The sequence below is a fragment of the Cellulosimicrobium sp. G4 BAM 1002 genome (genome assembly GCF_057126935.1).
This window is the reverse complement of the sequence record NZ_CP182109.1, coordinates 835,670-857,655: the sequence shown is the minus strand read 5'-3', so window position 1 is coordinate 857,655 and position 21,986 is coordinate 835,670. Positions and strand designations below refer to the sequence as shown.

General features: G+C 75.3%; 21 protein-coding genes. 11 read left to right on the top strand and 10 right to left on the bottom strand.

Annotation, left to right across the window (positions count from 1 at the left end):
* Positions 1-44 precede the first annotated feature (44 nt).
* Positions 45-1,448 (top strand): M18 family aminopeptidase, encoded by a 1,404-nt coding sequence (locus tag ACMXGY_RS04045; protein WP_483775602.1) that lies wholly within the window; start codon positions 45-47, stop codon positions 1,446-1,448.
* A gap of 111 nt (positions 1,449-1,559) precedes the next feature.
* Complete coding sequence (locus ACMXGY_RS04040; protein WP_483775601.1) at positions 1,560-4,202, top strand: DEAD/DEAH box helicase; 2,643 nt, start codon at positions 1,560-1,562, stop codon at positions 4,200-4,202.
* Here the strand turns inward: ACMXGY_RS04040 and ACMXGY_RS04035 are convergent.
* The 3 genes from ACMXGY_RS04035 to ACMXGY_RS04025 form a co-directional block, all read right to left on the bottom strand.
* Positions 4,132-4,515 carry an Rv3654c family TadE-like protein gene (locus tag ACMXGY_RS04035; protein ID WP_483775600.1) on the bottom strand — a complete coding sequence of 128 codons (384 nt, stop codon included), beginning with the start codon at positions 4,513-4,515 and terminating at the stop codon, positions 4,132-4,134. The two genes, ACMXGY_RS04040 and ACMXGY_RS04035, sit on opposite strands and share 71 nt — an antisense overlap.
* The gene (locus ACMXGY_RS04030; protein WP_483775599.1) at positions 4,512-4,937 is read right to left on the bottom strand and encodes a TadE family type IV pilus minor pilin; all 426 of its coding nucleotides are present in this window, start codon (positions 4,935-4,937) and stop codon (positions 4,512-4,514) included. The genes ACMXGY_RS04035 and ACMXGY_RS04030 overlap by 4 nt, the downstream gene beginning before the upstream one ends.
* A 63-nt stretch (positions 4,938-5,000) precedes the next feature.
* On the bottom strand, positions 5,001-5,207 hold the full coding sequence (locus ACMXGY_RS04025; protein WP_483775598.1) for a DUF4244 domain-containing protein: 207 nt from the start codon (positions 5,205-5,207) through the stop codon (positions 5,001-5,003).
* Positions 5,208-5,607: 400 nt separating this feature from the next.
* Here ACMXGY_RS04025 and ACMXGY_RS04020 point away from each other — a divergent pair, with 400 nt between their 5' ends.
* The 3 genes from ACMXGY_RS04020 to ACMXGY_RS04010 are packed head-to-tail and all read left to right on the top strand — an operon-like array spanning position 5,608 to position 7,701.
* The gene (locus ACMXGY_RS04020) at positions 5,608-6,066 is read left to right on the top strand and encodes a YciI family protein (RefSeq protein ID WP_483775597.1); all 459 of its coding nucleotides are present in this window, start codon (positions 5,608-5,610) and stop codon (positions 6,064-6,066) included.
* A 5-nt stretch (positions 6,067-6,071) separates the two neighbouring features.
* Positions 6,072-6,410, top strand: coding sequence for a YciI family protein (locus tag ACMXGY_RS04015; protein WP_483775596.1), 339 nt, complete (start codon positions 6,072-6,074; stop codon positions 6,408-6,410).
* A 13-nt stretch (positions 6,411-6,423) separates the two neighbouring features.
* Positions 6,424-7,701 (top strand): RNA polymerase sigma factor, encoded by a 1,278-nt coding sequence (locus ACMXGY_RS04010; protein WP_483775595.1) that lies wholly within the window; start codon positions 6,424-6,426, stop codon positions 7,699-7,701.
* Between the two features lie 49 nt (positions 7,702-7,750).
* On the opposite strand, the gene ACMXGY_RS04005 is transcribed toward ACMXGY_RS04010, so the two are convergent.
* From ACMXGY_RS04005 to ssd, 6 genes are all read right to left on the bottom strand, one after another.
* A complete protein-coding gene (locus ACMXGY_RS04005) occupies positions 7,751-8,254 on the bottom strand; it encodes a hypothetical protein (RefSeq protein ID WP_483775594.1) in 504 nt (167 codons plus the stop codon).
* Positions 8,251-8,505, bottom strand: coding sequence for an MmcQ/YjbR family DNA-binding protein (locus ACMXGY_RS04000; RefSeq protein WP_483775593.1), 255 nt, complete (start codon positions 8,503-8,505; stop codon positions 8,251-8,253). The genes ACMXGY_RS04005 and ACMXGY_RS04000 overlap by 4 nt, the downstream gene beginning before the upstream one ends.
* Before the next feature lie 186 nt (positions 8,506-8,691).
* The gene (locus ACMXGY_RS03995; RefSeq protein WP_483775592.1) at positions 8,692-9,264 is read right to left on the bottom strand and encodes a type II secretion system F family protein; all 573 of its coding nucleotides are present in this window, start codon (positions 9,262-9,264) and stop codon (positions 8,692-8,694) included.
* Positions 9,261-9,908 (bottom strand): hypothetical protein, encoded by a 648-nt coding sequence (locus ACMXGY_RS03990; protein WP_483775591.1) that lies wholly within the window; start codon positions 9,906-9,908, stop codon positions 9,261-9,263. Before ACMXGY_RS03990 ends, ACMXGY_RS03995 begins: the two co-directional genes overlap by 4 nt.
* 31 nt (positions 9,909-9,939) lie before the next feature.
* Complete coding sequence (locus ACMXGY_RS03985) at positions 9,940-11,157, bottom strand: TadA family conjugal transfer-associated ATPase (protein WP_483775590.1); 1,218 nt, start codon at positions 11,155-11,157, stop codon at positions 9,940-9,942.
* Positions 11,154-11,867, bottom strand: coding sequence for a septum site-determining protein Ssd (gene ssd, locus ACMXGY_RS03980; RefSeq protein WP_483775589.1), 714 nt, complete (start codon positions 11,865-11,867; stop codon positions 11,154-11,156). Before ssd ends, ACMXGY_RS03985 begins: the two co-directional genes overlap by 4 nt.
* 140 nt (positions 11,868-12,007) lie before the next feature.
* On the opposite strand from ssd, the gene ACMXGY_RS03975 reads away from it, so the two are divergent.
* The 6 genes from ACMXGY_RS03975 to ACMXGY_RS03950 all read left to right on the top strand — a co-directional run bounded on the left by ACMXGY_RS03975 (position 12,008) and on the right by ACMXGY_RS03950 (position 19,232).
* Positions 12,008-12,841 carry an HAD family hydrolase gene (locus ACMXGY_RS03975; RefSeq protein ID WP_483775588.1) on the top strand — a complete coding sequence of 278 codons (834 nt, stop codon included), beginning with the start codon at positions 12,008-12,010 and terminating at the stop codon, positions 12,839-12,841.
* A 281-nt stretch (positions 12,842-13,122) separates the two neighbouring features.
* Complete coding sequence (locus tag ACMXGY_RS03970; RefSeq protein WP_483775587.1) at positions 13,123-14,610, top strand: NAD-dependent malic enzyme; 1,488 nt, start codon at positions 13,123-13,125, stop codon at positions 14,608-14,610.
* The gene (locus ACMXGY_RS03965; RefSeq protein WP_483776780.1) at positions 14,607-15,428 is read left to right on the top strand and encodes a TrmH family RNA methyltransferase; all 822 of its coding nucleotides are present in this window, start codon (positions 14,607-14,609) and stop codon (positions 15,426-15,428) included. Before ACMXGY_RS03970 ends, ACMXGY_RS03965 begins: the two co-directional genes overlap by 4 nt.
* A 255-nt stretch (positions 15,429-15,683) precedes the next feature.
* Positions 15,684-16,229, top strand: coding sequence for an alternate-type signal peptide domain-containing protein (locus tag ACMXGY_RS03960; protein WP_483775586.1), 546 nt, complete (start codon positions 15,684-15,686; stop codon positions 16,227-16,229).
* Positions 16,230-16,326: 97 nt separating this feature from the next.
* Positions 16,327-18,585 (top strand): BspA family leucine-rich repeat surface protein, encoded by a 2,259-nt coding sequence (locus ACMXGY_RS03955; protein ID WP_483775585.1) that lies wholly within the window; start codon positions 16,327-16,329, stop codon positions 18,583-18,585.
* 89 nt (positions 18,586-18,674) lie between these two features.
* On the top strand, positions 18,675-19,232 hold the full coding sequence (locus ACMXGY_RS03950) for a signal peptidase I (protein WP_483775584.1): 558 nt from the start codon (positions 18,675-18,677) through the stop codon (positions 19,230-19,232).
* Between the two features lie 16 nt (positions 19,233-19,248).
* Here ACMXGY_RS03950 and ACMXGY_RS03945 read toward each other — a convergent pair whose 3' ends face one another.
* On the bottom strand, positions 19,249-21,789 hold the full coding sequence (locus ACMXGY_RS03945; RefSeq protein ID WP_483775583.1) for a helix-turn-helix transcriptional regulator: 2,541 nt from the start codon (positions 21,787-21,789) through the stop codon (positions 19,249-19,251).
* Between the last annotated feature and the right edge of the window lie 197 nt (positions 21,790-21,986).

Below are 21,986 nucleotides of genomic sequence, written 5' to 3'. Positions count from 1 at the left end.
CGACCACCCTACGGAGGGTGCGGGGCGTGCGTAGGGTGGAGCCCGTGCCGACGCCCAGCTCTCCCGCCCCGACCGACCCGACCGTCCACGACCGCGCCCTCGCGCACGCGAGCGACCTCGCGACGTTCGTCGAGGCATCGCCGTCGTCGTACCACGCGGCCCACGAGGTCGCCCGCCGTCTCGAGGCCGTGGGGTTCGCCCGGCTCGACGAGACCGCGGCCTGGCCTTCCGGGACGACCGCGCCGGGCGACGCGGCCGCGGGCGGGCGCTACGTCGTCGTGCGCGACGGCGCGGTGATCGCCTGGGCGGTGCCCGCGGGCGCGAGCGGGACGACGCCGTTCGCGGTCCTCGGCGCGCACACCGACTCCCCGGGGTTCAAGCTCAAGCCGCGGCCGAGCGTCGTGCGCGAGGGCTGGTGGCAGGCGGGCGTCGAGATCTACGGCGGCCCGCTGCTCAACTCGTGGCTCGACCGCGAGCTCGAGCTCGCGGGGCGCGTGGTCACGTCCGACGGCGTCGAGCACCTCGTGCGCACCGGCCCGCTCCTGCGCGTCCCCCAGCTCGCGATCCACCTCGACCGCGCGGCCAACGACGGGTTGACGCTCGACAAGCAGCAGCACACGCAGCCGGTGTGGGGGCTCGCGGCGGCGGCGGGGCCGGCCACGTCGGACGCGGCGGGCGGGGCTGCGGGCGGGGTCGCCGGCGGCGACGTCCTCGCCGAGCTCGCGCACCACGCCGGGGTGCGGGCGAGCGAGATCGGGGGGTACGACGTCGTCGTCGCGGACACGCAGTCGCCCCGGGTGTTCGGCGCGCGCGACGCGTTCCTCGCGTCCGGCCGGCTCGACAACCTGCTCTCGGTGCACGCCGGGCTCGTCGCCCTGATCGAGGCCGCCGGCACGCCCGACCGTCCCGTCGAGGGCGACGTGATCCCCGTGCTCGCCGCGTTCGACCACGAGGAGATCGGGTCGGAGTCGCGGTCCGGCGCGTCGGGGCCGTTCCTCGCGGACGTGCTCGACCGGATCGCCGCCGGGCTCGGCGCGAGCGAGGAGGAGCGGCACCGGGCGCTCGCGGCGTCGCTGTGCGTGTCGAGCGACGTCGGCCACTCGGTGCACCCCAACTACCCCGAGCGCCACGACCCGGCGAACCGGCCGCTCGCGGGCGGCGGGCCGATCCTCAAGATCAACGCGAACCAGCGCTACACGACCGACGCGCACGGCGCCGCCGCGTGGGCGCGCGCGTGCGCCCGGGCCGGGGTGCCGAGCCAGGAGTTCGTCTCGCGGAACACGGTGCCGTGCGGCTCGACGATCGGCCCGCTCACGGCGACGCGCCTCGGGATCCGGACCGTCGACGTCGGCGTCCCGATCCTGTCCATGCACTCGGCGCGCGAGCTCACGGCCGCCGTGGACCCCTGGTACCTGTCGCGGGCGGTCGTGGAGGTCTTCCGCGGCTGACCCGCACCGCCGGCCATGCGGTTGCGGCTCGTCCGGGGCCGCCGACGGGCGACGACGGCATGCACGGCGGGCGGGAACCGCAGGGTGGGCCGTCGGTGGGAGACTCGGAACGTGCCGAACGCCGCCACGACGACCCACCTGCGCCCGACCAGCGCGACGCTGCTCGACGTGCTGCGCGCCCGCGGGCGGCGCGACGAGCGTGTGCTGCACGTGCGGGAGCTCCCGGCCCGACCCGGGACGCAGGGCGAATGGCCCGCCTGGGCCGACACGTCGCTCGTCGCGGGCTACCGGGCGCTCGGTGTCGAGCGCCCGTGGGAGCACCAGGTCGTCGCCGCCGACGCCGCGTGGTCGGGCCGGCACGTCGCGCTCGCGACGTCCACGGGGTCGGGCAAGTCGCTCGCGTTCTGGCTGCCCGCGCTCACGTCAGTCCGGGCCGACGCCGCGGCGCGCCTCCTCGACCCGGGGCGCATCGAGTCCGTGGCGCGGCGGGGCGCGGTGCTCTACCTGTCACCGACGAAGGCGCTGGCCGCCGACCAGCTCTCCGGTCTGCAGCGGCTCCTCGACGCGTCCGGGGCGAGCGACCTGCGCGTCGCCACGTGCGACGGCGACACCGGCCAGGAGGAGCGGCGCTGGGTGCGCGACCACGCCGACGTCGTGCTCACCAACCCCGACTTCCTGCACTTCGCGCTCCTGCCGAACCACCGCGGCTGGTCGCGGCTGCTGCGCGACCTGCGCTACGTCGTCGTCGACGAGGGGCACGCCTACCGCGGGGTGTTCGGCGCGCACGTCTCGCTCGTGCTGCGGCGCCTGCGCCGGCTCGCCGCCCACTACGCGAAGGACGGCGACCCGCCCCCGACGTTCGTGGTCGCGTCCGCGACGACCGCGGACCCCGGCGCGAGCGCGGCGCGCCTCGTCGGGGTCGAGCCCGACGACGTCGTGACGGTCGCGGGCGACACGTCGCCCGCCGGCCAGAAGACGTTCGTGCTGTGGGAGCCCCCGGTCGTCGGGGGCAACCCCTTCAGCGCCGAGGCGACGCTCTCGCCCGAGGAGCGCGCGGACGACCCGACGGTCCCCACGACGGTCGACGAGGCGCCCGAGCACCCGCGCCGCAGCGCGACCGCCGAGGCCGCCGACCTCCTCGCCGACCTCGTCGTCGCGGGCGCGCGCACCCTCGCGTTCACCCGCTCGCGCCGCGGGGCGGAGTCGGTCGCGACCCAGACGCAGGACCACGTGCGCGTCGTCGACCCGCGGCTCGCGCGCCGCGTCGCCGCCTACCGCGGCGGCTACCTGCCCGAGGAGCGCCGCGAGCTCGAGGAAGCCGTGCGCACCGGTGACGTGCTCGGGCTCGCGACGACCAACGCGCTCGAGCTCGGCGTCGACATCTCGGGGCTGGACGCCGTCCTCATCGCCGGGTGGCCGGGGACCCGCATGTCCGTGTGGCAGCAGGCCGGGCGCGCCGGGCGCGCGGGAGCCGACGGCCTCGTCACGTTCGTCGCGCGCGAGGACCCCCTCGACACGTTCCTCGTCCACCACCCGGAGGCGATCTTCGACGCGCCGCTCGAGGCGACCGTCTTCGACCCCGCGAACCCCTACGTGCTCGCGCCCCACCTGTGCGCCGCCGCCGCAGAGAACCCGCTGCGCACCGACGACCTCCCCGCGTTCGGCGACCCGGCCGCCGTCCGCGGGCTGCTCGACGTCCTCGTCGCGCGCGGGGCGCTCCGGCGCCGCGCGTCCGGCTGGTACTGGACCCACGCGCAGCCCGCGACCCGCATGACGGACCTGCGCGGCTCCGGCGGCACCCCCGTGCGGGTCGCCGAGGCGCGCACGGGCCGCCTCCTCGGCACGGTCGACGCCGCCTCCGCCGACGGATCCGTCCACGACGGCGCCGTGTACGTCCACCAGGGCGCCACCTACGTCGTCGAGCACCTCGACCTCTCCGACCACGTCGCCCTCGTCCGACGCCAGGACGTCGACCACGGCACCTGGTCCCGGTCCACGACGGCGATCGAGATCGTCGACGAACCCGACGCGGGCGACGTCGCCGCCGGGCGGGACGTCGTCGGACGGTCGTGGGGACCCGTCCGCTGGGGGTACGGGCCGGTCGACGTGAGCTCGCAGGTCGTGAGCTTCCAGCGCCGCCGCCTGCTCGACATGCAGATCCTCGGCACCGAGACCCTCGACCTGCCCGAGCGGACGCTGCCCACGATGGCGGTCTGGTGGACCGTTCCCGAGTCCGTGGTCGAGGAGGCCGGCGTCGATGCCGACGAGCTGCCCGGTGCGCTGCACGCCGCGGAGCACGCGTCGATCGGGCTCCTCCCGCTCCTCGCCACGTGCGACCGCTGGGACCTCGGCGGCGTGTCCACCGCGCTGCACGCCGACACCGGCGAGGCGACCGTGTTCGTCTACGACGCCTACCCCGGCGGGGCGGGCTTCGCGGAGCGCGGGTACGAGCTCGGGGCCACGTGGCTGCGTGCGACACGCGACGCGATCCACCGCTGCCCGTGCGCCGACGGCTGCCCCGCGTGCGTGCAGTCCCCCAAGTGCGGGTCGTACAACGCGCCGCTCGACAAGGCCGCCGCGGTACGCCTCCTCGACGCGGTGCTCGCGCACGCCCCCGCGGAGACCCGAGGCGCGCCGAAGGAGCACCGCGGTCCGCCGAAGGAGAACCCTGGTCCGGGCCCAGTCAGCGGGCTGTTGCCGGGCCTGCACGAGCAGCCGCTGTCGCGCGGCCGAGCGGGACGCCGAGGACGGTGATGCCGGCCTGTGCTTCCACGTCGACGCGGACGACGCCGGCGCCCTGGTCGTCGCAGGCGCTGACGGTCACGCGGTTGCGCGCCGCGACCTCCTGCGCGCGGGCGCAGGCGTCCCAGCCGTCGCGCGCCGCTGCTGCCGCGGCGAGAGCGGCGAGGTCCGCGCCGGTCTGGGCCTGACCGCGCGCGGCCTGCGCGTGCGCGAGCGCGCCGAGGCCCAGCGCGAGGACCAGGACGGCGGCGACCACGCCGAGCACGAGGACCGTCCCCGCGCCCCGCTCGAGGTCGCGCCGTCGTCCGCGGCGGCGGTCCGTCACGGCTCGACCCAGGCGACGGCCTCGCCGCTGGCGCGCAGCGGCGTCGCGGACAACCAGCCGCCGACGACCGGCGTCGTCACGCGGACCTCGACCCACGGGTCGCCGCGCACCACGCTCACGTCCGCACCGTCCCCGGCCACCCGATGAGCGGTCGCCCGCACGACGTCGTCGGCCTCCCCGATCGCGGCCGCGCGGGCGGCTGCCCTCGCCGCGTCGGCGGACCGCATCTGGGCGCCCGCCGCCGCGGCGAGGGTGAGGACGGCGACGAGGACGAGGACGACCGCCGGCAGCGCGACAGCGAGCTCGGCCGTGACGGCACCGCGCTCCCGATCGTCGCGCGACGGCCTCCAGCGCGAAGCGGGAGGGCAGCACCGCCCCGTCGCCCCGGCCGGATCGGTCGCATCGGTCGCATCGGTCGACAAGGCTCGCTGTCGCCGACGCACGCGCCTCGGCCGCAGGACCGGTTCCTCGTCCCGTCGCACGGCTCAGCCCAGCGAGAGCGCGCTGCGCACGATGCCGAGCAGCAGCTCGCGCACCTCGCCGCTCCGGAGCACCGCGATGAGCAGCCCGGCGAAGCCGGCCGCCGCCACCGTCGCGATCGCGTACTCGGCGGTCGCCAGGCCTGCCTCCGCGTCCTGCCCCGTGCTCCTCCCCGTGAGGCGCGTGAGCGCGCGTCGTGCCTGTCCCGTCATGGTCGACCCCTTCCTTCGTGGCCCGCGGTCGCGGGCGTGCGAGGCCACTGTGCCGGGCAACCGTGGACGGGCGACGAGTGCCTCGGACCAACGGTGGACGAGCGTCCCCAGGCCGGGTCTGTGGACGGCCAGGACGGGCACCGGCGCGGATCCGCGCCGGTGCCCGTCCACCGGGTCGGTGCTCGACCATCCGGGCCGGAGCTCGTTCACCCGGGTGGACCCGCGAGCTGTGGCGCCCTCTTCTGCCGGTGCGGACGCCCACCACCCTCTGGCACAGTGAGTCGATACCACCCGGTCTCGCGGTGGTGTCGATCCGGGCGGGTCTCGCGCGTCAAGGAGTCAGAGCCCCGTCGGGGTTCGCGTCCGGCACCCGGGCGCACGCACGACATCTGGAGACGCCATGAGCACCGAGTACCTCCTCCTCATCCACGACGACGAGACCGCCTGGGGCGCGCTGGCCTCCGCACCCGAGCAGCACGCCGAGCGGCGTGCGCAGTACATGCACCGGCACGACGAGTTCACGCGCCTCGCCGCCGCGGAGGGCCATGTGATCACCGCGAGCGCCGAGCTGCGGAGGTCCGGGGACGCGCGGGTCGTGCGGCCCGGCGCCGCCGCGCAGGAGGCGGCGTTCGTGACCGAGGGACCGTACGCCGAGCTCGCCGAGCAGGTGGGCGGGTACTACGTCGTGACGACGGACGACGTCGACGGACTGGTCCGCGTGATCGGGGAGGCGTTCGCGGGCAGCCCGGAGACCTTCGAGCTCCGGGCGAGCGTCGCCGAGAACGAGCAGGGCAGCGCCGAGCCCCCTGCCGACGCCACGGTCGTCGGGGCCGCCGGGGCCGCCGGGGCCGCGTCGTGAGGTTCATGGTCCTCCTCCACGAGGACGAGCAGGTCTGGGAGCGCGCGACCGAGGCGGAGCGCGCCGAGTACGGGCGTCGTCACGAGGCCTTCGCGACGGCGGTGGGCGAGCGCGGGAGGATCGTCTCCGGCGAGGCGCTGAGCACGGTGTCCGCAGCGACGACGGTCCGGCGCGACGGCGACGCGGTCGTCGTCACCGAGGGCCCCTTCGCCGAGACGGTGGAGCAGCTCGGCGGCTTCTACGTCGTCGACCTGCCCGACCTCGACGCGGCGATCGAGACCGTCACGCTCCTGCCTCCGTACACCGTGGAGATCCGGCCCGTCGTCGACTCCGACGGCCTGTGATACCGGCCCGCACGTGAGCACCGACGACGCGCTCGCGGCGGCCTGGCGCGACCACTGGGCCCGCCTGCTCGCCGCGCTCGTCGCGCGGTACCGGCGCCCGGACCTCGCCGAGGACGCCCTCGCGGACGCGTTCGCGGCCGCGGCGCGCACATGGCCGGTCGGCGGCGTCCCCGCGAACCCCGCCGGCTGGCTGCGCACCGCGGCCGGCCGGCGGGTCCTCGACCGCCTGCGTGCCGAGGCCGTCGCCCTCCGGAAGGAGCCGCTCATGGTCGTGGAGGAGCGCGCGCGGCCCGGTCCCGGGGAACCGGGTGCCGACACCGGTGCCGATGCAGACGACGGCGCCCACGTGCCCGACGAGCGGCTGCGCCTCGTCTTCGCGTGCTGCCACCCCGCGCTGGCCCCCGAGGCGCGTGCGGCTCTCACGCTGCGCTTCGTCGCCGGGCTGGGCGTGCCCGACATCGCCCGCCTCTTCCTCGTGCCCGAGGCCACGATGGCCGCGCGGATCACGCGCGCGAAGAAGCGGCTCGCGGCGTCGGGCATCCCGTTCGCGGTCCCGGCGCCCGACCGCCTCGAGGAACGGCTCGACGTCGTCGTGACGGTCCTCTACCTCACGTTCACGGCGGGGTACGCGCCCGGGACAGGGCCGGACCTCGTGCGGGTGGCTCTCGCGGGCGAGGCGATCCGGCTCGCCCGCCTGCTCGACGAGCTGCTCCCGGGACGTCCCGCCGTGCGGGCCCTCCTGGCACTGCTCGTCCTCCAGCACTCGCGCCGCGACGCGCGCACGGGTCCGGACGGCGGGCTCGTGCTGCTCCCGGACCAGGACCGGGCCCGCTGGCACGACGACGAGATCGCCGCGGGGCTGGCGGTCCTCGCGTCCGTGCCCGACGACGTCACCGGGCTCGCGCGCGAGCACCTCCTCCAGGCGCGGGTCGCCGCGCTGCACGCGACCGCGCGCACGGCGGAGGCGACGGACTGGGGCGCGATCGCCGCGCTGTACGCCGAGCTCGAGCAGCACACGGGCTCACCCGTCGTGCGGCTGGCGCGCGCGGTCGCGGTGGCCGAGGCGTCGGGGCCCGAGGCCGGGCTCACCCTCCTCGACGGTCTCGACGTCGCGCTGCCGCACCACCACCGCCTGCCCGCGGTGCGGGGAGAGCTTCTCGCGCGGGCCGGGCGGACCGACGAGGCGCTCGCCGCGCTCGACCTCGCCGTCGAGAGATGCGGCAACCGCGTCGAGCGGGCGCACCTCGAGCGGCGACGGCGTGAGCTCCTCGGCGGGGGCGCCGAGACGTAGTGCCCTCGGCGGGGACGGACGGCGAGCCGGCGGACGTCGCCGGTGCCGCTCAGTCGGTGACGTCTCGGTCGGTGACCTCGACCGGCGCGAAGGGGTTCTTCGCGCACCCGATCGTGGGGTCGACGTCGCAGACGGTCGGGGCGCCCTGGAGGCTCAGCGACACCTCGGCCGCGCCGACCGGCACATCGTCGGGAACGCGGACCGTTCCCCCGGCATCGCCGTCGTCGCTCGGGTCCAGAGATCCGAGGACCTCCGTATAACGGTCCTGCTCCGGGTCCTCGACCGGTTCCACGGACGTGATCCGCACCTCGTAGCGCGCGTTGGCAGGCATGCTCGACTCGCAGCCCACACCGTCGTCGCTCCCCACGGTCTCGACCTGCAGCTCCCCGCCCGGGGTGACGGACTGCGGCGTCACCACAGGATTCCCGGGCTGGCAGTACGCCGTCCGCTCGCCCGTGCCGAAGACGGCGCAGCCCGACCCCGCCGTCAGGACGAGACCCAGCACGGCTCCGAACGCCGCCCGGGAGCCGGCTCGTCGATGCTGTCCGCTCACGCCGACGGCTTCCGGCGGTCGGAGGCGAGGTCATAGGAGCCCTGCACCAGGTCGTCGACCAGCCGCTTCGTGACGCCGCGCCCCGGGCCGACGGAGATCCAGTGCACCTTGTCGAGGTAGTGCCCCGGCGTGATGTCCTCGTGCTGGTCCCGGAGCGCCCTGGCGCCCTCCGGGTGTGCCTTGACGATGACGACGGGCTCGCCCCTGGTCTCGGTCATGAGCAGGAAGACCTTGCCCCGCACCGTGAACACCTCCCAGTCGGGACGGACGGGTGCTCCAGACCGGCGCCGGGCAGCTCCTCAGCACGGTCTCGCGCGTGCTGCTGCAGCATGTCCCCCTGCATGTGTTCCTCTCCGATCGAGGTGGTGACGGCTCCGACACAGACGAAGGTACGCCGTCGACATGCCCGGGTCCTGCACGCGGGGGCGTGTCCACGGCTACCCACCGCCGAGGAGGCCCGACCCGAGCGAGATGAGCACCGGCAGCAGCCCGACCAGGACGAACGCTGGGAGGTAGCACGCACCGAGCGGGAGGACGAGGTGCACGGCGAGGCGGCCTGCGGCCGCCTTCGCGGCCGCTGTGCGGTCCTGGCGCAGCGTCTCGCCCGCGGCCCGGAGCGACGGCGCTGGTGCGGCGCCGTGCACCCAGGCCGGCCGCAGCGCCCGCTGCACGACGACGACCCTCTCCGGGCAAGCCGACCACGCGGCGTCCCACGACGCCCCGAGGACGAGCGCGGCGCCGGCTGCCCGCAGCGCGGCGCCGTCCGGACCGCCGACGGCCGCACCGACCGCACCGAGGGCTCGCGGCACCGACGCGCCCGCGCGGACGGCTGCCGCGAGGAGCTCGAGGAGCACGCCGATCTCGACATGCTCGCCGGTGGACTCCGTCGCGCCGGCCGTCGCCGTGGCCGCGCGGCCCGCACGGGCCGCACGCCGTTCGACGGCGGACCGCGCGGCCCACCACGGCGACACGGCGACGAGGAGGCAGCCCGCCACGACGAGCGCCGTCATCGGTCCTCCCCCGCGGCCCGCGCGCGTTCGACGAGCCGCGCGGACCACGTGCGCCCCGCCAGGAGCAGGAGGACGCCGAGGAGCACGCCGACGGACCCGAGACCGCCGTCGGTCGCCGTGCCGAGCGGGTCCGCCCCGAGCACGTAGCCGAGCAGCACCCCGACCGCAGGCAGCCACAGCAGGACGCGCGCGGTCGTGCGCGGGCCGGCGAGCGCCGCCTCGCGCTCCGCGCGGGCCTCGTCGTCGGCGGCGACCGACGCGGCGACCTCCTCGAGCACGGCCGCGAGCGGCGCCCCGACCTCCACCGCGAGGCGGCACGCCGCGACCAGAGCGCGTGCGGTCGAGGCACCGCCCACGTGCGGCGCCAGGTCCGCGACCCGCGGCACGCCGGACGGGTCCACTCTTACCCCGACGGCGCGTGCCCACGCCGCGCCCGGGGCGGCACCGGCGCGGAGCAGCGCCCCCACCTGCGCCACCACCATCCGGACGAGCTCGGGCGACGACGCGGTGCGGCGTCCCGTTCGGGGCGCGAGAGCCACGGCACGGGCAGCCGCGAGGCCCGCGGCGGAGCGCGCGCTGCGCCCGCCGCGCGCGAGCACGCACCACACCGCCGTCCCGACGAGCACGCCCACGACGGCCGTCACACCGGCCTCCGACTCATGGCGCCCACCCGACTCACGACGGCCACCACCGGCCCGCGACCTCGGCCCACGCCGCGCCGAGCAGCGGCTCGCCCGCACCGTCCCACGACCCGGCGACGTCGACCCGGAGCGCGCCCCGCTCGTCCAGCCGCACGACGCCGACCTGCGAGAGCACCCTCCGGGTCCCGCCCGCCGCACGCACCCGCCGCAGGTGCAGGACGACGTCGAGACCACCGACCGCCTGCGCGGCCAGCGCCGCGCGGTCCATGCCCGCGAGCGCCGCGAGCGCCTCGAGCCGTGCGGGGACCACCTCGACGTCGTTGGCATGGAGGGTCGCGAGACCGCCCTCGTGGCCGGTGTTGAGCGCCATGAGCACCTCGCGCACCTCCGCGCCGCGGCACTCGCCGAGCACGATCCGGTCGGGCCGCATGCGCAGCGCCGCGCGCACGAGGTCCGCGAGGTCGACGCCGCCCGCGCCCTCGACGTTGGGCCGGCGCGCGGTGAGCGGCACGACGTGCGGGTGGTCGGGGTCGAGCTCGCGGGCCTCCTCGACGCAGACGACACGCTCGTCGGTCGGGACGAGGGCCAGGAGCGCCGCCAGAAGCGTCGTCTTGCCCGTACCGGTGCCGCCGGAGACGAGCACGCTCGCGCGCCGCGCGACCAGAGCGCGCAACATCGGTTCCCAGACCGGCGGGACGGTCCCGCTCGCGACGAGGTCGCGGAGGCCGAACGTGCGGGTCCGCAGGACGCGCAGCGAGATCACCGCGCCCGCGGCGCACACCGGCGCGACGACGGCATGGAGCCGCGTCCCGTCGGGCAGCCGCGCGTCGACGACCGGGCACGCGTCGTCGAGGCGCTGACCGCCCGCGGCGGCGAGACGCACCGCGAGCGCCCGGACGTCGTCGGGCCCGCCGAGCGGCACGTCGACCTTCTCCAGGCCGTGGCCGCGGTCGACCCACACGTCGTGCGGCCCGTTCACGAGCACGTCGGTGACGCCCGGCTCGTCGAGGAACCGCTGGAGGGCGCCCGCGCCGTAGAGCTCGGCGCGGGCCGTGCGCGTCAGCTCGCGCAACGCCGTCGTGCCCAGCACCCGGCCCGACGCTCGCAGCGCCGCGGCGACCGCGGCGTCGTCCGGCGGAGCGCCGGTGCCCACGGTCCCCCGCGCACCGTCCGTCCCGGGCGCCGTCCGCACGAGGCGGTCCCGCACGCCGTCGAGCAGCGCGCCCGACGTGCCACCCGTCCGCGCGCTCACGCCGTGGCTCGCACGTATCGCGCGGCGAGCGCGCGACCCGCGCGCTCGACGGGGCCGCGAGCCGCGCCGGGGCCCGCGCCGCGCTCGATCGCACCCGCGAGCCCGCGGTCCCAGCGCACGGTCGCCGCGACGTCGAGCCCGACGGCGTCGGCGACCTCCGCTCCTGACAGCCGCCCCGGCGCCGGACGACGCACGACGAGCGCCGCCGGGACGTCCAGCCGGTCCCGGACCGCCGCCGCCCCCGCCACCGCGAGGACGTCGAGCGGCGTCACGACGAGCACCTCGTCGCACGCCTCGAGCAGTCCGTGCGTGCTCGAGCCCGCCGCGAGCGTGGCGCGGTCGACGTCGAGCACGAGGACGCCGGAGCGTGCCGCCGTGACGTCGGCGAGGGCGGCGACCACGTCCGCGAGCGCGGCCGGCTCCGGGCCGCTGCCGCGCTCGGTGCTCACGACCGGCACCGCGCTCCAGCGCGGCAGGCGGGCCAGCAGCTCGTCGCCGTCCAGGCGGCCGCGCGCGTCCGTGAGGTCGGGCCAGCGCACGCCGGGCTCCTCCTCGACGCCGAGCAGGACGTCGAGCCCGCCCCCGACGAGGGCGAGGTCGACAAGGCACGTGGGCACCCGCCGTCGGGCCGCACCGCGCGCGAGGGCCGCCGCGACGACGCTCGCCCCGGCACCGCCCCGTGCGCCGACCACCCCCACGACCGCTCCCACGCGCCCTCCCTCCTCCGGATCCGTGGCGACACCCTGGACGCCGGACCGGCGCCGGCGCCACGTCGGACGTCGCGCCTGTGGACACGAGCGTCGGCGAGCGCACCTGTGGACGGCGACGATCCGCGGCTAGGCTCGCGACCGTGACCCCGCACCCGGACCCGACGTCCGCGCCGGAGCCCCGGCACGGCCGGGTCGCCGCGTTCTTCGACCTCGACAAGACGATCATCGCGACGTCGTCCGCCGCGGCGTTCTCGCGCCCCTTCTTCGCGGGCGGGCTCATCAACCGCACCGACGTGCTGCGCAGCGCGTACGCGCACTTCCTCTTCATGGTCGGCGGCGCGGACGCCGACCAGACCGAGCGCATGCGCGCCCATCTGTCGAGCCTCGTGACCGGCTGGGACGTCGCCACCGTGTCGCGGATCGTCGCGGAGACCCTGCACGAGCACATCGACCCCGTCGTGTACGCGGAGGCGGTCGAGCTCATCGAGTCGCACCACGAGCACGGGCACGACGTCGTCGTGGTCTCTGCCTCCGGGAGCGAGGTCGTCGAGCCCATCGCCGCGGTGCTGGGCGCGGACCACACCATCTCGTCGCGCATGGCCGTCGAGGACGGCCGGTACACGGGCGGGATCGACTTCTACGCGTACGGGGAGAACAAGGCGGCCGCGATCCGCGAGCTCGCCGACCGGGAGGGCTACGACCTCGAGGCGAGCTACGCGTACTCCGACTCGGTCACGGACGCGCCGATGCTCGGCGTCGTCGGGCACGCGTTCGTCGTCAACCCCGACCGCGCGCTGCGACGCCTGGCCGCCGAGCACGGCTGGGGCGGCCTGACGTTCACCAAGCCCGTCGCGCTGCGCTCGCACCTCGCCGCGACGACGCCGGCCCTCGCCGCCGCGGGCCTCGTCGCCGTCGGGCTCGCGGTCTGGCTCGTGTGGCGAGGGCTGCGGCGCCGCCGGTTCGAACAGCCGTAGAACACGGTGTGCACGTCCCGCCGAACGCTTGCGCTCGGCGGCTGCGGGGGCTGTCATGGAAGGACAACAGCACGACGGCGGTACCCACGCGCAGGACAGTCCACCGAAGGACTCGCTGACCGGGCGGACCAGGCCACGACGGCCCCCCGAACCGTTGCAGCGACTTGGAGCGAGCGCGCCTGCTAGCCGCCACCCGCTGGCGACCACGGCGTCCGAGAGGGCGCCGTCGTCGTGCGCGGCGCGTGTGCACGACGTGCCGCGCGAGGCCGATACTGGGGCCCATGACGTCCGCGCCGAGTGTCTCCTCCTCCATCACCGTCCGCCTCCAGGTCGAGGCGCGCCCCACCGCCGTGAGCGAGCTGACGACGGCGATCGAGCACACCGGCGGGATCGTCTCGGCGCTCGACGTCACGGCGTCGGGCCACGAGCGCATCACGGTCGACGTCACGGTCGCGACGCGCGGCGAGGAGCACGCCGGCCAGATCGTCGAGGCGCTGCGCGCCCTGCACGGCGTGGTCGTCGAGCGCGTCTCCGACCGCACGTTCCTGCTGCACCTGGGCGGCAAGCTGAAGATCGAGTCCAAGGTGCCGATCCGCAACCGCGACGACCTGTCGATGATCTACACGCCCGGCGTCGCGCGCGTGTGCGAGGCCATCGCCGCGAACCCCGACGACGCCCGGCGCCTCACGATCAAGCGCAACACCATCGCGGTGGTCACCGACGGGTCGGCCGTGCTGGGCCTCGGCGACATCGGCCCGCTCGCGTCGCTCCCGGTGATGGAGGGCAAGGCCGCGCTGTTCAAGCGCTTCGCCGACATCGACGCGTTCCCCATCGCGCTCGACACGACGGACGTCGACGAGATCGTCCGGACGGTCAAGGCCATCGCTCCCGTGTTCGCGGGCATCAACCTCGAGGACATCTCCGCGCCGCGCTGCTTCGAGATCGAGGCGCGCCTGCGGGCCGAGCTCGACATCCCCGTGTTCCACGACGACCAGCACGGCACGGCGATCGTCGCGCTCGCCGCCCTGACGAACGCGCTCAAGGTCGTCGGCAAGGAGCTGCCCGACGTACGCATCGTGCTGTCCGGCGCGGGCGCCGCCGGCACCGCGGTGCTCAAGCTGCTCCTCGCGGCGGGCGCGCACGACGTCGTCGTCGCGGACGTCGAGGGCGTGGTGCACCCCGGACGGCCGGGCCTCTCGCCGTCGCTCGCGTGGACCGCGGTCAACACCAACCCGCGCCGCGTCACCGGGACGCTCCGCGACGCCGTCGTGGACGCCGACGTGTTCATCGGCGTCTCCGCGCCCGACGTCATCACGGGCGACGACGTCGCGCGCATGGCACCCGGCGCGATCGTCTTCGCCATGGCGAACCCGCGGCCCGAGGTCGACCCCGTCGAGGCGGCGAAGCACGCGGCGATCGTCGGCACCGGACGCTCCGACTTCGCCAACCAGATCAACAACGTGCTCGCGTTCCCCGGTGTGTTCCGCGGCCTGCTCGACGCTCAGTCGCACCGCATCACCGACGGCATGCTCCTCGCCGCGGCGCGCGCGCTCGCGTCGGCGATCCACGAGGACCAGCTCAACCCGACCTACATCATCCCGAGCGTGTTCAACCCCGAGGTGACGACGCTGGTCGCCGCGGCGGTCGAGCGCGCCGCGCGCGAGGCCGACGCGGCCGAGCCGGCCGCGCTCACGGGCGGTCTGCCGCGCGTCGCGGTTGCCGGCGCCTCCGCGACGGCACCCTCGACGACCACGACCCAGGAGGCCTGAGCGTGCAGCGCGTCACGACCCGCAACGCGGCGTTCCAGCAGTGGGAGGCGCTGCTCACCAACCGCACCAAGCGGCACCGGGCCGGCGAGATGGTGGTCCAGGGCGTCCGGCCGATCACGCTCGCCGTCGAGTCGGGCTGGACCGTGCGCACCTGGCTCGTCGACGCCGACCGGACGCTGTCCTCGTGGGCGCACACGATGCTCGACCGCGTCCGGGCGAAGCAGTTCGCCGTGTCGACCGAGCTCCTGCGCGAGCTCGGCGGCAAGGAGGACGACGTGCCCGAGCTGCTCGCCGTCGTCGCGATGCCGCCGGACGACCTGGGCCGGCTCGCCGTGGGCGACAGCTTTCTCGGCGTCGTGCTCGACCGGCCCACGAGCCCGGGGAACGTGGGGACGGTCGCGCGCTCGCTCGACGCGTTCGGCGGCGCAGGCCTCGTCGTCGCGGGACACGCCGCGGACCCCTACGACCCGCGCGCCGTGCGCGCGAGCACCGGGTCGATCTTCTCGGTGCCGACGGTGCGCGTCCCGTCGGGCCGCGAGGTGCTCGACTGGGTCGCGGCGCAGCGCGACGCCGGTCACCCGCTCACGATCCTCGGCACGGATGAGGACGGCGACGTCGAGCTCGCGGACCACGACCTCACCGGCCCGACGCTCGTCCTCACCGGTAACGAGACGACCGGGCTGAGCGCGGGCTGGCGCGAGGCGTGCGACGTCATGGTGAGCATCCCCATGGGTGGTTCGGCGAGCTCGCTCAACGCCGCGAGCGCCACGACGGTCGTGCTGTACGAGGCGGTCCGCCAGCGTCGGGCGCAGGGCTGAGGTTCGCTGGCCCCGACGACGTTCGGGCCCTCGTCGCCCGGGCGAGGGTCAGTGCGGCCTCGGCACGGGACGGTGGACTCAGTCGCGGCCGGACGACCTCAAGTTCGCCTCGGGCATCGGTAAAGCCGCTGGTCGCTGCGCCGCCGCTACCTACTCAGTCCCCACCGCCACCACCGTGCGCGCTCCCCACGCTTCACGCTGCTGGGAGAAGGACGTGCACCGTGCGCGACCGACGACCGAAGGGGACCGAGCACCATGACCACCACGACGAAGAAGAACCACGGCGCCATCAAGGGTTCGGTCGCCGCGGCCGCGGGCATCGCCGTCCTCCTCGGCGGCGCCGGCACGTTCGCGCTGTGGAACCAGAGCGGCAGCATCGGCACCGTGGGCACCGAGACCGGCGAGCTGACGGCCGAGTTCAGCGGCGCCACGGCGTGGGAGGACGTCACTCCGGGCGCCGCCGGCGCGATCTCCGACATCACGGCCTTCCGCATGGTGCCCGGCGACACGGTCGTCGGCACGACCACGGTCGAGGTCACGGCGACCGGTGAGAACCTCCTGGTGGACGCGACGCTCGACACGTCGGCCACCACCCTCCCCCAGGGTGTGAGCGCCGACGTCGTGCTGACCGACGCCGCCGACGCCGAGGTCACGACCTTGCAGGGCTCGAACGACGGCACGACGTACAACCTCACGGCCGAGGTCACCCTGTCCTTCGCCGAGGACGCCGCAGGCTCGATGACCCAGCCGATCGACCTCAGCAACGTCAAGATCGACCTCCAGCAGCGCCTCAACGCCTGACGCCTCCCCCCGGACCCCGCGGGCGGTGGCGGATCGCGTCCCCGGCCCCACCGCCCGCGGCCTCTTCCCCACCCGCCCTCCCCCGACGGGAAGCCCCATGAACCGCCAGTCACGCCCCACGACGCCGCTGCGCACGACCCTGCTCACGACGGCGGCCGCCGCCGTCCTGCTGCTCGTGGCGCCGGCGACGGGGGCGTACGCGGCGTGGAACGACGCGGCGCCGGTCGGGGGCGCGACGACCACCGGCTCCCTGGGTCTCTACCAGGACGCGCTTCCCGCGGGGACCTGGACCCGGAGCGGCGCCGCGTTCGACCCGACGACGGACCGCCTCACCGCGGGCACCACGCTCACGTACACGGTCGCGGACGTCCCGGTCACCGCCGTCGGGGACAACCTGGCGGCGACGTTCACCGTCTCGGGCGCGCAGGTCCCGACCGCGATCGCGGATCACGTGACCGTCGCCGTCGCCTCGGAGCCGGGCCCGGTGCTGGGCGCTGCGTCCGACGCCACCGGGCACCAGGACGTCGACCTCAGGCTCACCGTGACCGCGGACGCGGGCCTGCCCTCCGGCACGCAGACCGTGGACCTCACCGGCCTCACCGTCACGCTCACGAACGGCCACGCGTGGTCGGACACCGCCGTTCTCGACGCGGGCACCCTCACCACGGGCCGCACGCCGGCTCCTGGCGGGTCGACGCTGTCGCTCATCTTCAGCCTCGCGCTCGACGACGACGGCGTCATCGGGTTCTACCTCGACGACCCCGCGCCCGGCACCATGATCTCGTGGGGCGTCTGGGACGGCGGGACCGAACGCAGGACCGAGGCCGTCGACGGACTGAACTCGATGGACTACGGCGACCTGCTGACCAACCCGAACGTCGACGTCGTGGGCGCCTTCGACGGGTTCGGATCGCCCGAGCAGACCGCGAGCCTCATCGGCGCACTCACGCACGTGTCCGGCTGGACCGAGGACTACGGGTCCACGTCGGCCCGGTTCGCCTTCAAGGACGCCGTCCACCTGCAGCACGTCAACGAATTCCCCGACACGCTCACGGACACGTCCTACGCCTTCCAGAACGCCGGCTCGGCCAACGCTCCCGGCTCTACGTCCTTCGAGCTGACGAACTGGGACTCCTCCCACGTCACCACGATGGCGCACATGTTCGACGGCGCGACGAACTACAAGCAGTACCAGCCCACCTGGGACACCTCGAGCGTCACGGACATGTCCTACATGTTCGCCAACACGGCGAGCTTCAAGGGACCCCTGAAGTTCTCCTCGACGTCGAGCGTGACGACGATGGAAGGCATGTTTCAGAACGCCACCGCCTACGAGGGCGCGGGCTGGTCGGACGGCGCCTTCATCCAGTTCTGGGACGTCTCCCACGTGACGACCATGGCCCACATGTTCGACGGGGCCTCGGCGTTCAACCGGCGGCTCGAGAACTGGGACACGTCGCGGGTGACGGACATGTCGGCCATGTTCCGAGGTGCGACCTCTTTCAGCCAGGACCTGTCGCGGTGGGACACGTCGAGCGTCACGGACATGTCGTCGATGTTCCAGGGCGCGCTCGCGCTGAACCAGAACCTCAACACGAACGGGTCACGATGGGACGTCTCGAACGTCACCACCATGGCGAACATGTTCGACGGCGCCCGCACGTTCAACGGGGACGTCTCGCGCTGGAGCACGGGACGCGTGACGACCATGGAGAGCATGTTCAAGGGGGCGTCGAACTTCAACGGGAACATCGGCGCGTGGGACACCTCGCACGTCACCCGCTTCTCCAGCATGTTCAACGGCGCCGCGTCGTTCGGCGGGGCGATCGGCTCGTGGGACACCTCGGCCGCGCAGAACATGTCCAAGATGTTCCAGGGCGCGACGTCGTTCGACCAGGACCTCGGCGCCTGGAGCACGGGCAACGTCACGACGATGCAGGAGATGTTCCACGGCGCGGCACGCTTCTCGCGGGACCTCAGCGGCTGGGACGTCGCGAAGGTCGGCAACCACGACGGGTTCGCCGAGGGGTCGTCGCTCACCCCCGAGCAGCTCCCCTGCTTCGCCGGTGCCGACTGCGCGACGGTCGGGACGGCCGGAGCACTGCCCTCGCAGGAGGAATCCGCGGACGACGCAGCGTCCCCGCCACCGGCACCGGCACCGGCACCGGCACCGGCACCGGACGCAACGCTGCCCGACCCGGGCACGCCCGACCTGTCGACCGACGAGGCGCCGTCGGGCACGAGTACGGGCACGGAGACGGGCACCGGAACGCAGACGGCCGTGCCGGACGAGGGCCGGACCCCTGCGTCGTCGGCACGTCCGATGGCCACCTCCGAGGGCGAGCAGGCAGACTGAGCAAGCGTGGGGGCGGCCCTGCGCCACGACGTCGGGAGGTCGACATCAGCGCTGACGCCCCCGGGACTCCGGCACCGCACCCGGCACCGGTGCCGGACGCGCCGGACCGGCAGACCCGGCGGCGAGCCGTGCTGTCCGGGCTCTGGACCGGGATCACGTACGGCGTGCTGGCGCTGGTCCTGCTGCTCGCGGCGCTGGTGATCGTCGTGCCGAGGCTCGTGGGCGGGGTCCCGCTCACCATCCTGTCCGGTTCGATGGAGCCGAACCTGCCCGTCGGGTCGCTCGCCGTCGTCCGGCCGGTCGACCCGGGCGAGATCCGCCTCGGCGACATCGTCACCTACCTGCCGAACCCGGAGGACCCGACGGCGGTCACGCACCGCGTGGTCGGGATCGACACGCACCAGGACGGGACCCGCACGTTCACTCTCCAGGGCGACGCGAACGCGAGCCCGGACGACCCGGTGCAGGAGCACCAGGTGCGCGGGACTGTCTCGTACGCCGTGCCCTGGCTCGGCCACGTGAACTCGGCGGTCAACGGCGAGCAGCGCGCGGTGGCGGTGTACGTCGTCGCGGGCGCGCTCTTCCTGTGGGCGATCAGCCTGTGGTGGCGGGCCTGGCGGCGGCGGACGCGTGCCGGGGGCACCTGACCACGCGGCGACGACGTCAGCCGACGAGCGCCCGCCGGTCTGAGACCCCGAGCTTCTGCATGGCCCGGTACAGGTGGTTCTCCACGGTGCGCACGGACAGGAACAGGCGGCTGGCGATCTCCCGGTTCGTGAGGGCCTTGCGCGCGAGGTCGACGATCTCGCCCTCGCGCGCGGTGAGCCCGGCGGACTCGCCGTCCACCGGTCCCGCCGTTCGCGGGTCGGCGCCGATCAGCTCGGTCGCCTCCTCGGCGGTCAGGGGACGACGGCCCTCCTGCGACGCCCGCTCCCGGGCGACGTCGACGGCGACCCGCGCGAGCGGCCCGCGCGCCCGCAGCGCGCGCACGGCGTCGAGCACGGACCCGCTGGTGCCGTGCACCAGGTACCGGTGCAGGCGCACCGCCGGGCCGAGGACCGGGAGCCGCGTCGCGGCGAACACCTCCTCCAACCGCGCGAGCCGCTCCTCGGAGAGCCGCTGCGGCGTCAACGCCCAGCAGAAGGCCGCCGACGTGACACGGCCCGCCGTCCGCAGCTCCTCGCCCGCCTTCCACATCGCGTCGGCGTCCGGGTCGCTGCCGGTCGCCGCCTCGACCTCGAGCCGGGCCCAGGGCCGCATGAAGTCCAGCGCCGGGGTGTAGGGCCGGGGAGTGCCGTCGAGCTCCTCCAGCAGGGTCCCCGCCAGCTCAGGTCCGTCCTCGCGCGCGCGCAGGACCGCGGCGAGCGCGAACACCCTCTCGTCGAACGGGCTCTGGACCGGACCGCACCGCCCGAGCCGCAGGACGACGCTCAGCGCCCGCCGCGCCCGCGCATGCTCGCCACGCAGGAACAGCGCCGTCGCGAGGCAGCGCGACGCGAGCCGAATGCCGAACGGGCTCAGCTCGTCGTACGCGGCGCTGAGCCGCGACCGTGCCCAGCTCACAGCGTCGTCGACCTGCCCGACGAGCAGCAGCGCGTCGCCTCGCAGCGCGTCGAGCTGGTGCGTGAACGGCTGCTGCCGCGCCGAGCCCGTCCAGGACCCGAGAAGGTCGAGCGCCCGGTCGGGTGCGCCGTCCTCGATCGCCGCCTGCACCCGGAAGATGGTCGCGAGCCCGCGCAGGGAGTCGGGCACGTCGCGCTCGTCGTCGACGTCGGCGAGGTCTGGGACGACCGCGTCGTCGGCCCCCTGCCGGTAGACCGCGTCGAGGTGGGCCAGGAACGGCTCGCGGGCGCCGGAGAGCACGAGCCGACCCGACGGACCGGGGTCGTGAAGCAGGCCCTCACGAACGGTCCCCCCGCGCTGCGCGGACCACTGCCCGCGCAGCAGCACGTACGCGCCGACCTCCTCCGGGTCGTCGTCCGCGCCCGCGGACGTGCCGGCGAACACCTCGTCGACGTCGACGGGCACCAGCCCGTCGACGAGGTGGAGACGCAGGAGCGGCAGCGCGCTGGCGACGTCCTTGCGCTCGGACCAGGCTCGCGACCACAGCGCCGCGCGTGTGCGGACGGACTCCGCGATGAGAGCGACCTGCTGGTGGACGGGACGGTCGTCGGGCTCCACCGCCTCCTCGTCGAGTCCGCCGACGAGGCGCGGTCCGGGCTCCGGCGTCGGCGCGTCGGTGCCGAGGATCTCTCCCGCGCGCTCGCGCAGGAGGGCGCGCCGCGCCGGCGTGAGCCGCAGCCGCAGCGCGTGCCCGAGCACCGGGGGGCTGACGGCCATGGCGCGGTCCCGGGAGCGTTCGTCGACGGCGACCCGTCCCGCGTCGTCGAGCGCGAGCAGGACGTCGTCGCTGAGCAGGACGCGCGCGTGGCCGAGGTCGAGGAGGCCGAACCACGCCAGGGCGTCGAGCGCGTCGCGCTGGTCCGCGGGGAGGTGGCCGAGCAGCGCGTGCACGACCGGCTCTGCCGGGACCGACTCGAGGCTGCCCGTCTGCGCCCACCGCCCGTGGGACCTGCCGATCACGCCCGCCTCGTGCGCAGACGTCGCCAGCATCTGCACGACGCGCGGGTTGCCGCCCGAGCGTCCCGCCACCGCGGCCGCGAGGCCGACCTCCACCGGCCCGCCGAGGGCGTCGGCGAGAAGGGCGACCGTCGCGTCTACACCGACGGGCGGTACGCGCTCGACCACCGCACCGCTCGACAGCGGCGCACCGGCGTCTGGCGCGGCACCCGCCGGGAGGGTCGTGACGACGCGGACCTGGTCGGGTCGCTGTCTGGCCGCTGCTGCCACGACCGTGAGGGACGCCCGGTCGAGCAGGTGGACGTCGTCGACGAGGACGACGGCGGACCGCGAGCCGAGAGCCTCCGCGAGCACGGCCACCGCCTCGGCCGGCCCCGCGCGCCCGGAGCGTGGCCGCAGGACGGGGTGCGTCGTGAAGGCCCCCAGCGGCACCGCGTCGCCGGTGCCCGACCCGCGCAGCTCCACGACGGCGGCGCCCGAAGCCCGCAGCGGCGCGGCGAGCGCGCGCAGCACGGTCGACCGGCCCGAGCCGGTGTCGCCCGTGAGCACGACGTCGTGCCCCGACCGGACCCAGCGCACGACGGACGCGAGGACGTCCTGGTGGACGAAGGTGCTCTGGCCCACTGGCGGGTCTCCCTCCCCTCCGGCGCCACCCCAGGATGGCAACAGGACCGCGGGACGGCGACCGCAGGCGCTGCCGTACCGGTTTTGCGAGGAAAGCGATCGAATCGTGGACGCGGTGACCCCGATCACTCCCTCGGTCTAGACTCGCCCGCGACGAGGCCCTACAGGGACCCGCCTCCCCGGGCGCGACGCGTCGC

Excerpts from the sequence above, each read along its gene's own strand:
- ACMXGY_RS04025 (WP_483775598.1), bottom strand. The coding sequence starts at position 5,207 with ATGACGGGACAGGCACGACGCGCGCTCACGCGCCTCACGGGGAGGAGC.
- ACMXGY_RS04020 (WP_483775597.1), top strand. The coding sequence starts at position 5,608 with ATGAGCACCGAGTACCTCCTCCTCATCCACGACGACGAGACCGCCTGG.
- ACMXGY_RS04015 (WP_483775596.1), top strand. The coding sequence starts at position 6,072 with ATGGTCCTCCTCCACGAGGACGAGCAGGTCTGGGAGCGCGCGACCGAG.
- ACMXGY_RS03995 (WP_483775592.1), bottom strand. The coding sequence starts at position 9,264 with ATGACGGCGCTCGTCGTGGCGGGCTGCCTCCTCGTCGCCGTGTCGCCG.
- ACMXGY_RS03970 (WP_483775587.1), top strand. The coding sequence starts at position 13,123 with ATGACGTCCGCGCCGAGTGTCTCCTCCTCCATCACCGTCCGCCTCCAG.
- ACMXGY_RS03960 (WP_483775586.1), top strand. The coding sequence starts at position 15,684 with ATGACCACCACGACGAAGAAGAACCACGGCGCCATCAAGGGTTCGGTC.
- ACMXGY_RS03955 (WP_483775585.1), top strand. The coding sequence starts at position 16,327 with ATGAACCGCCAGTCACGCCCCACGACGCCGCTGCGCACGACCCTGCTC.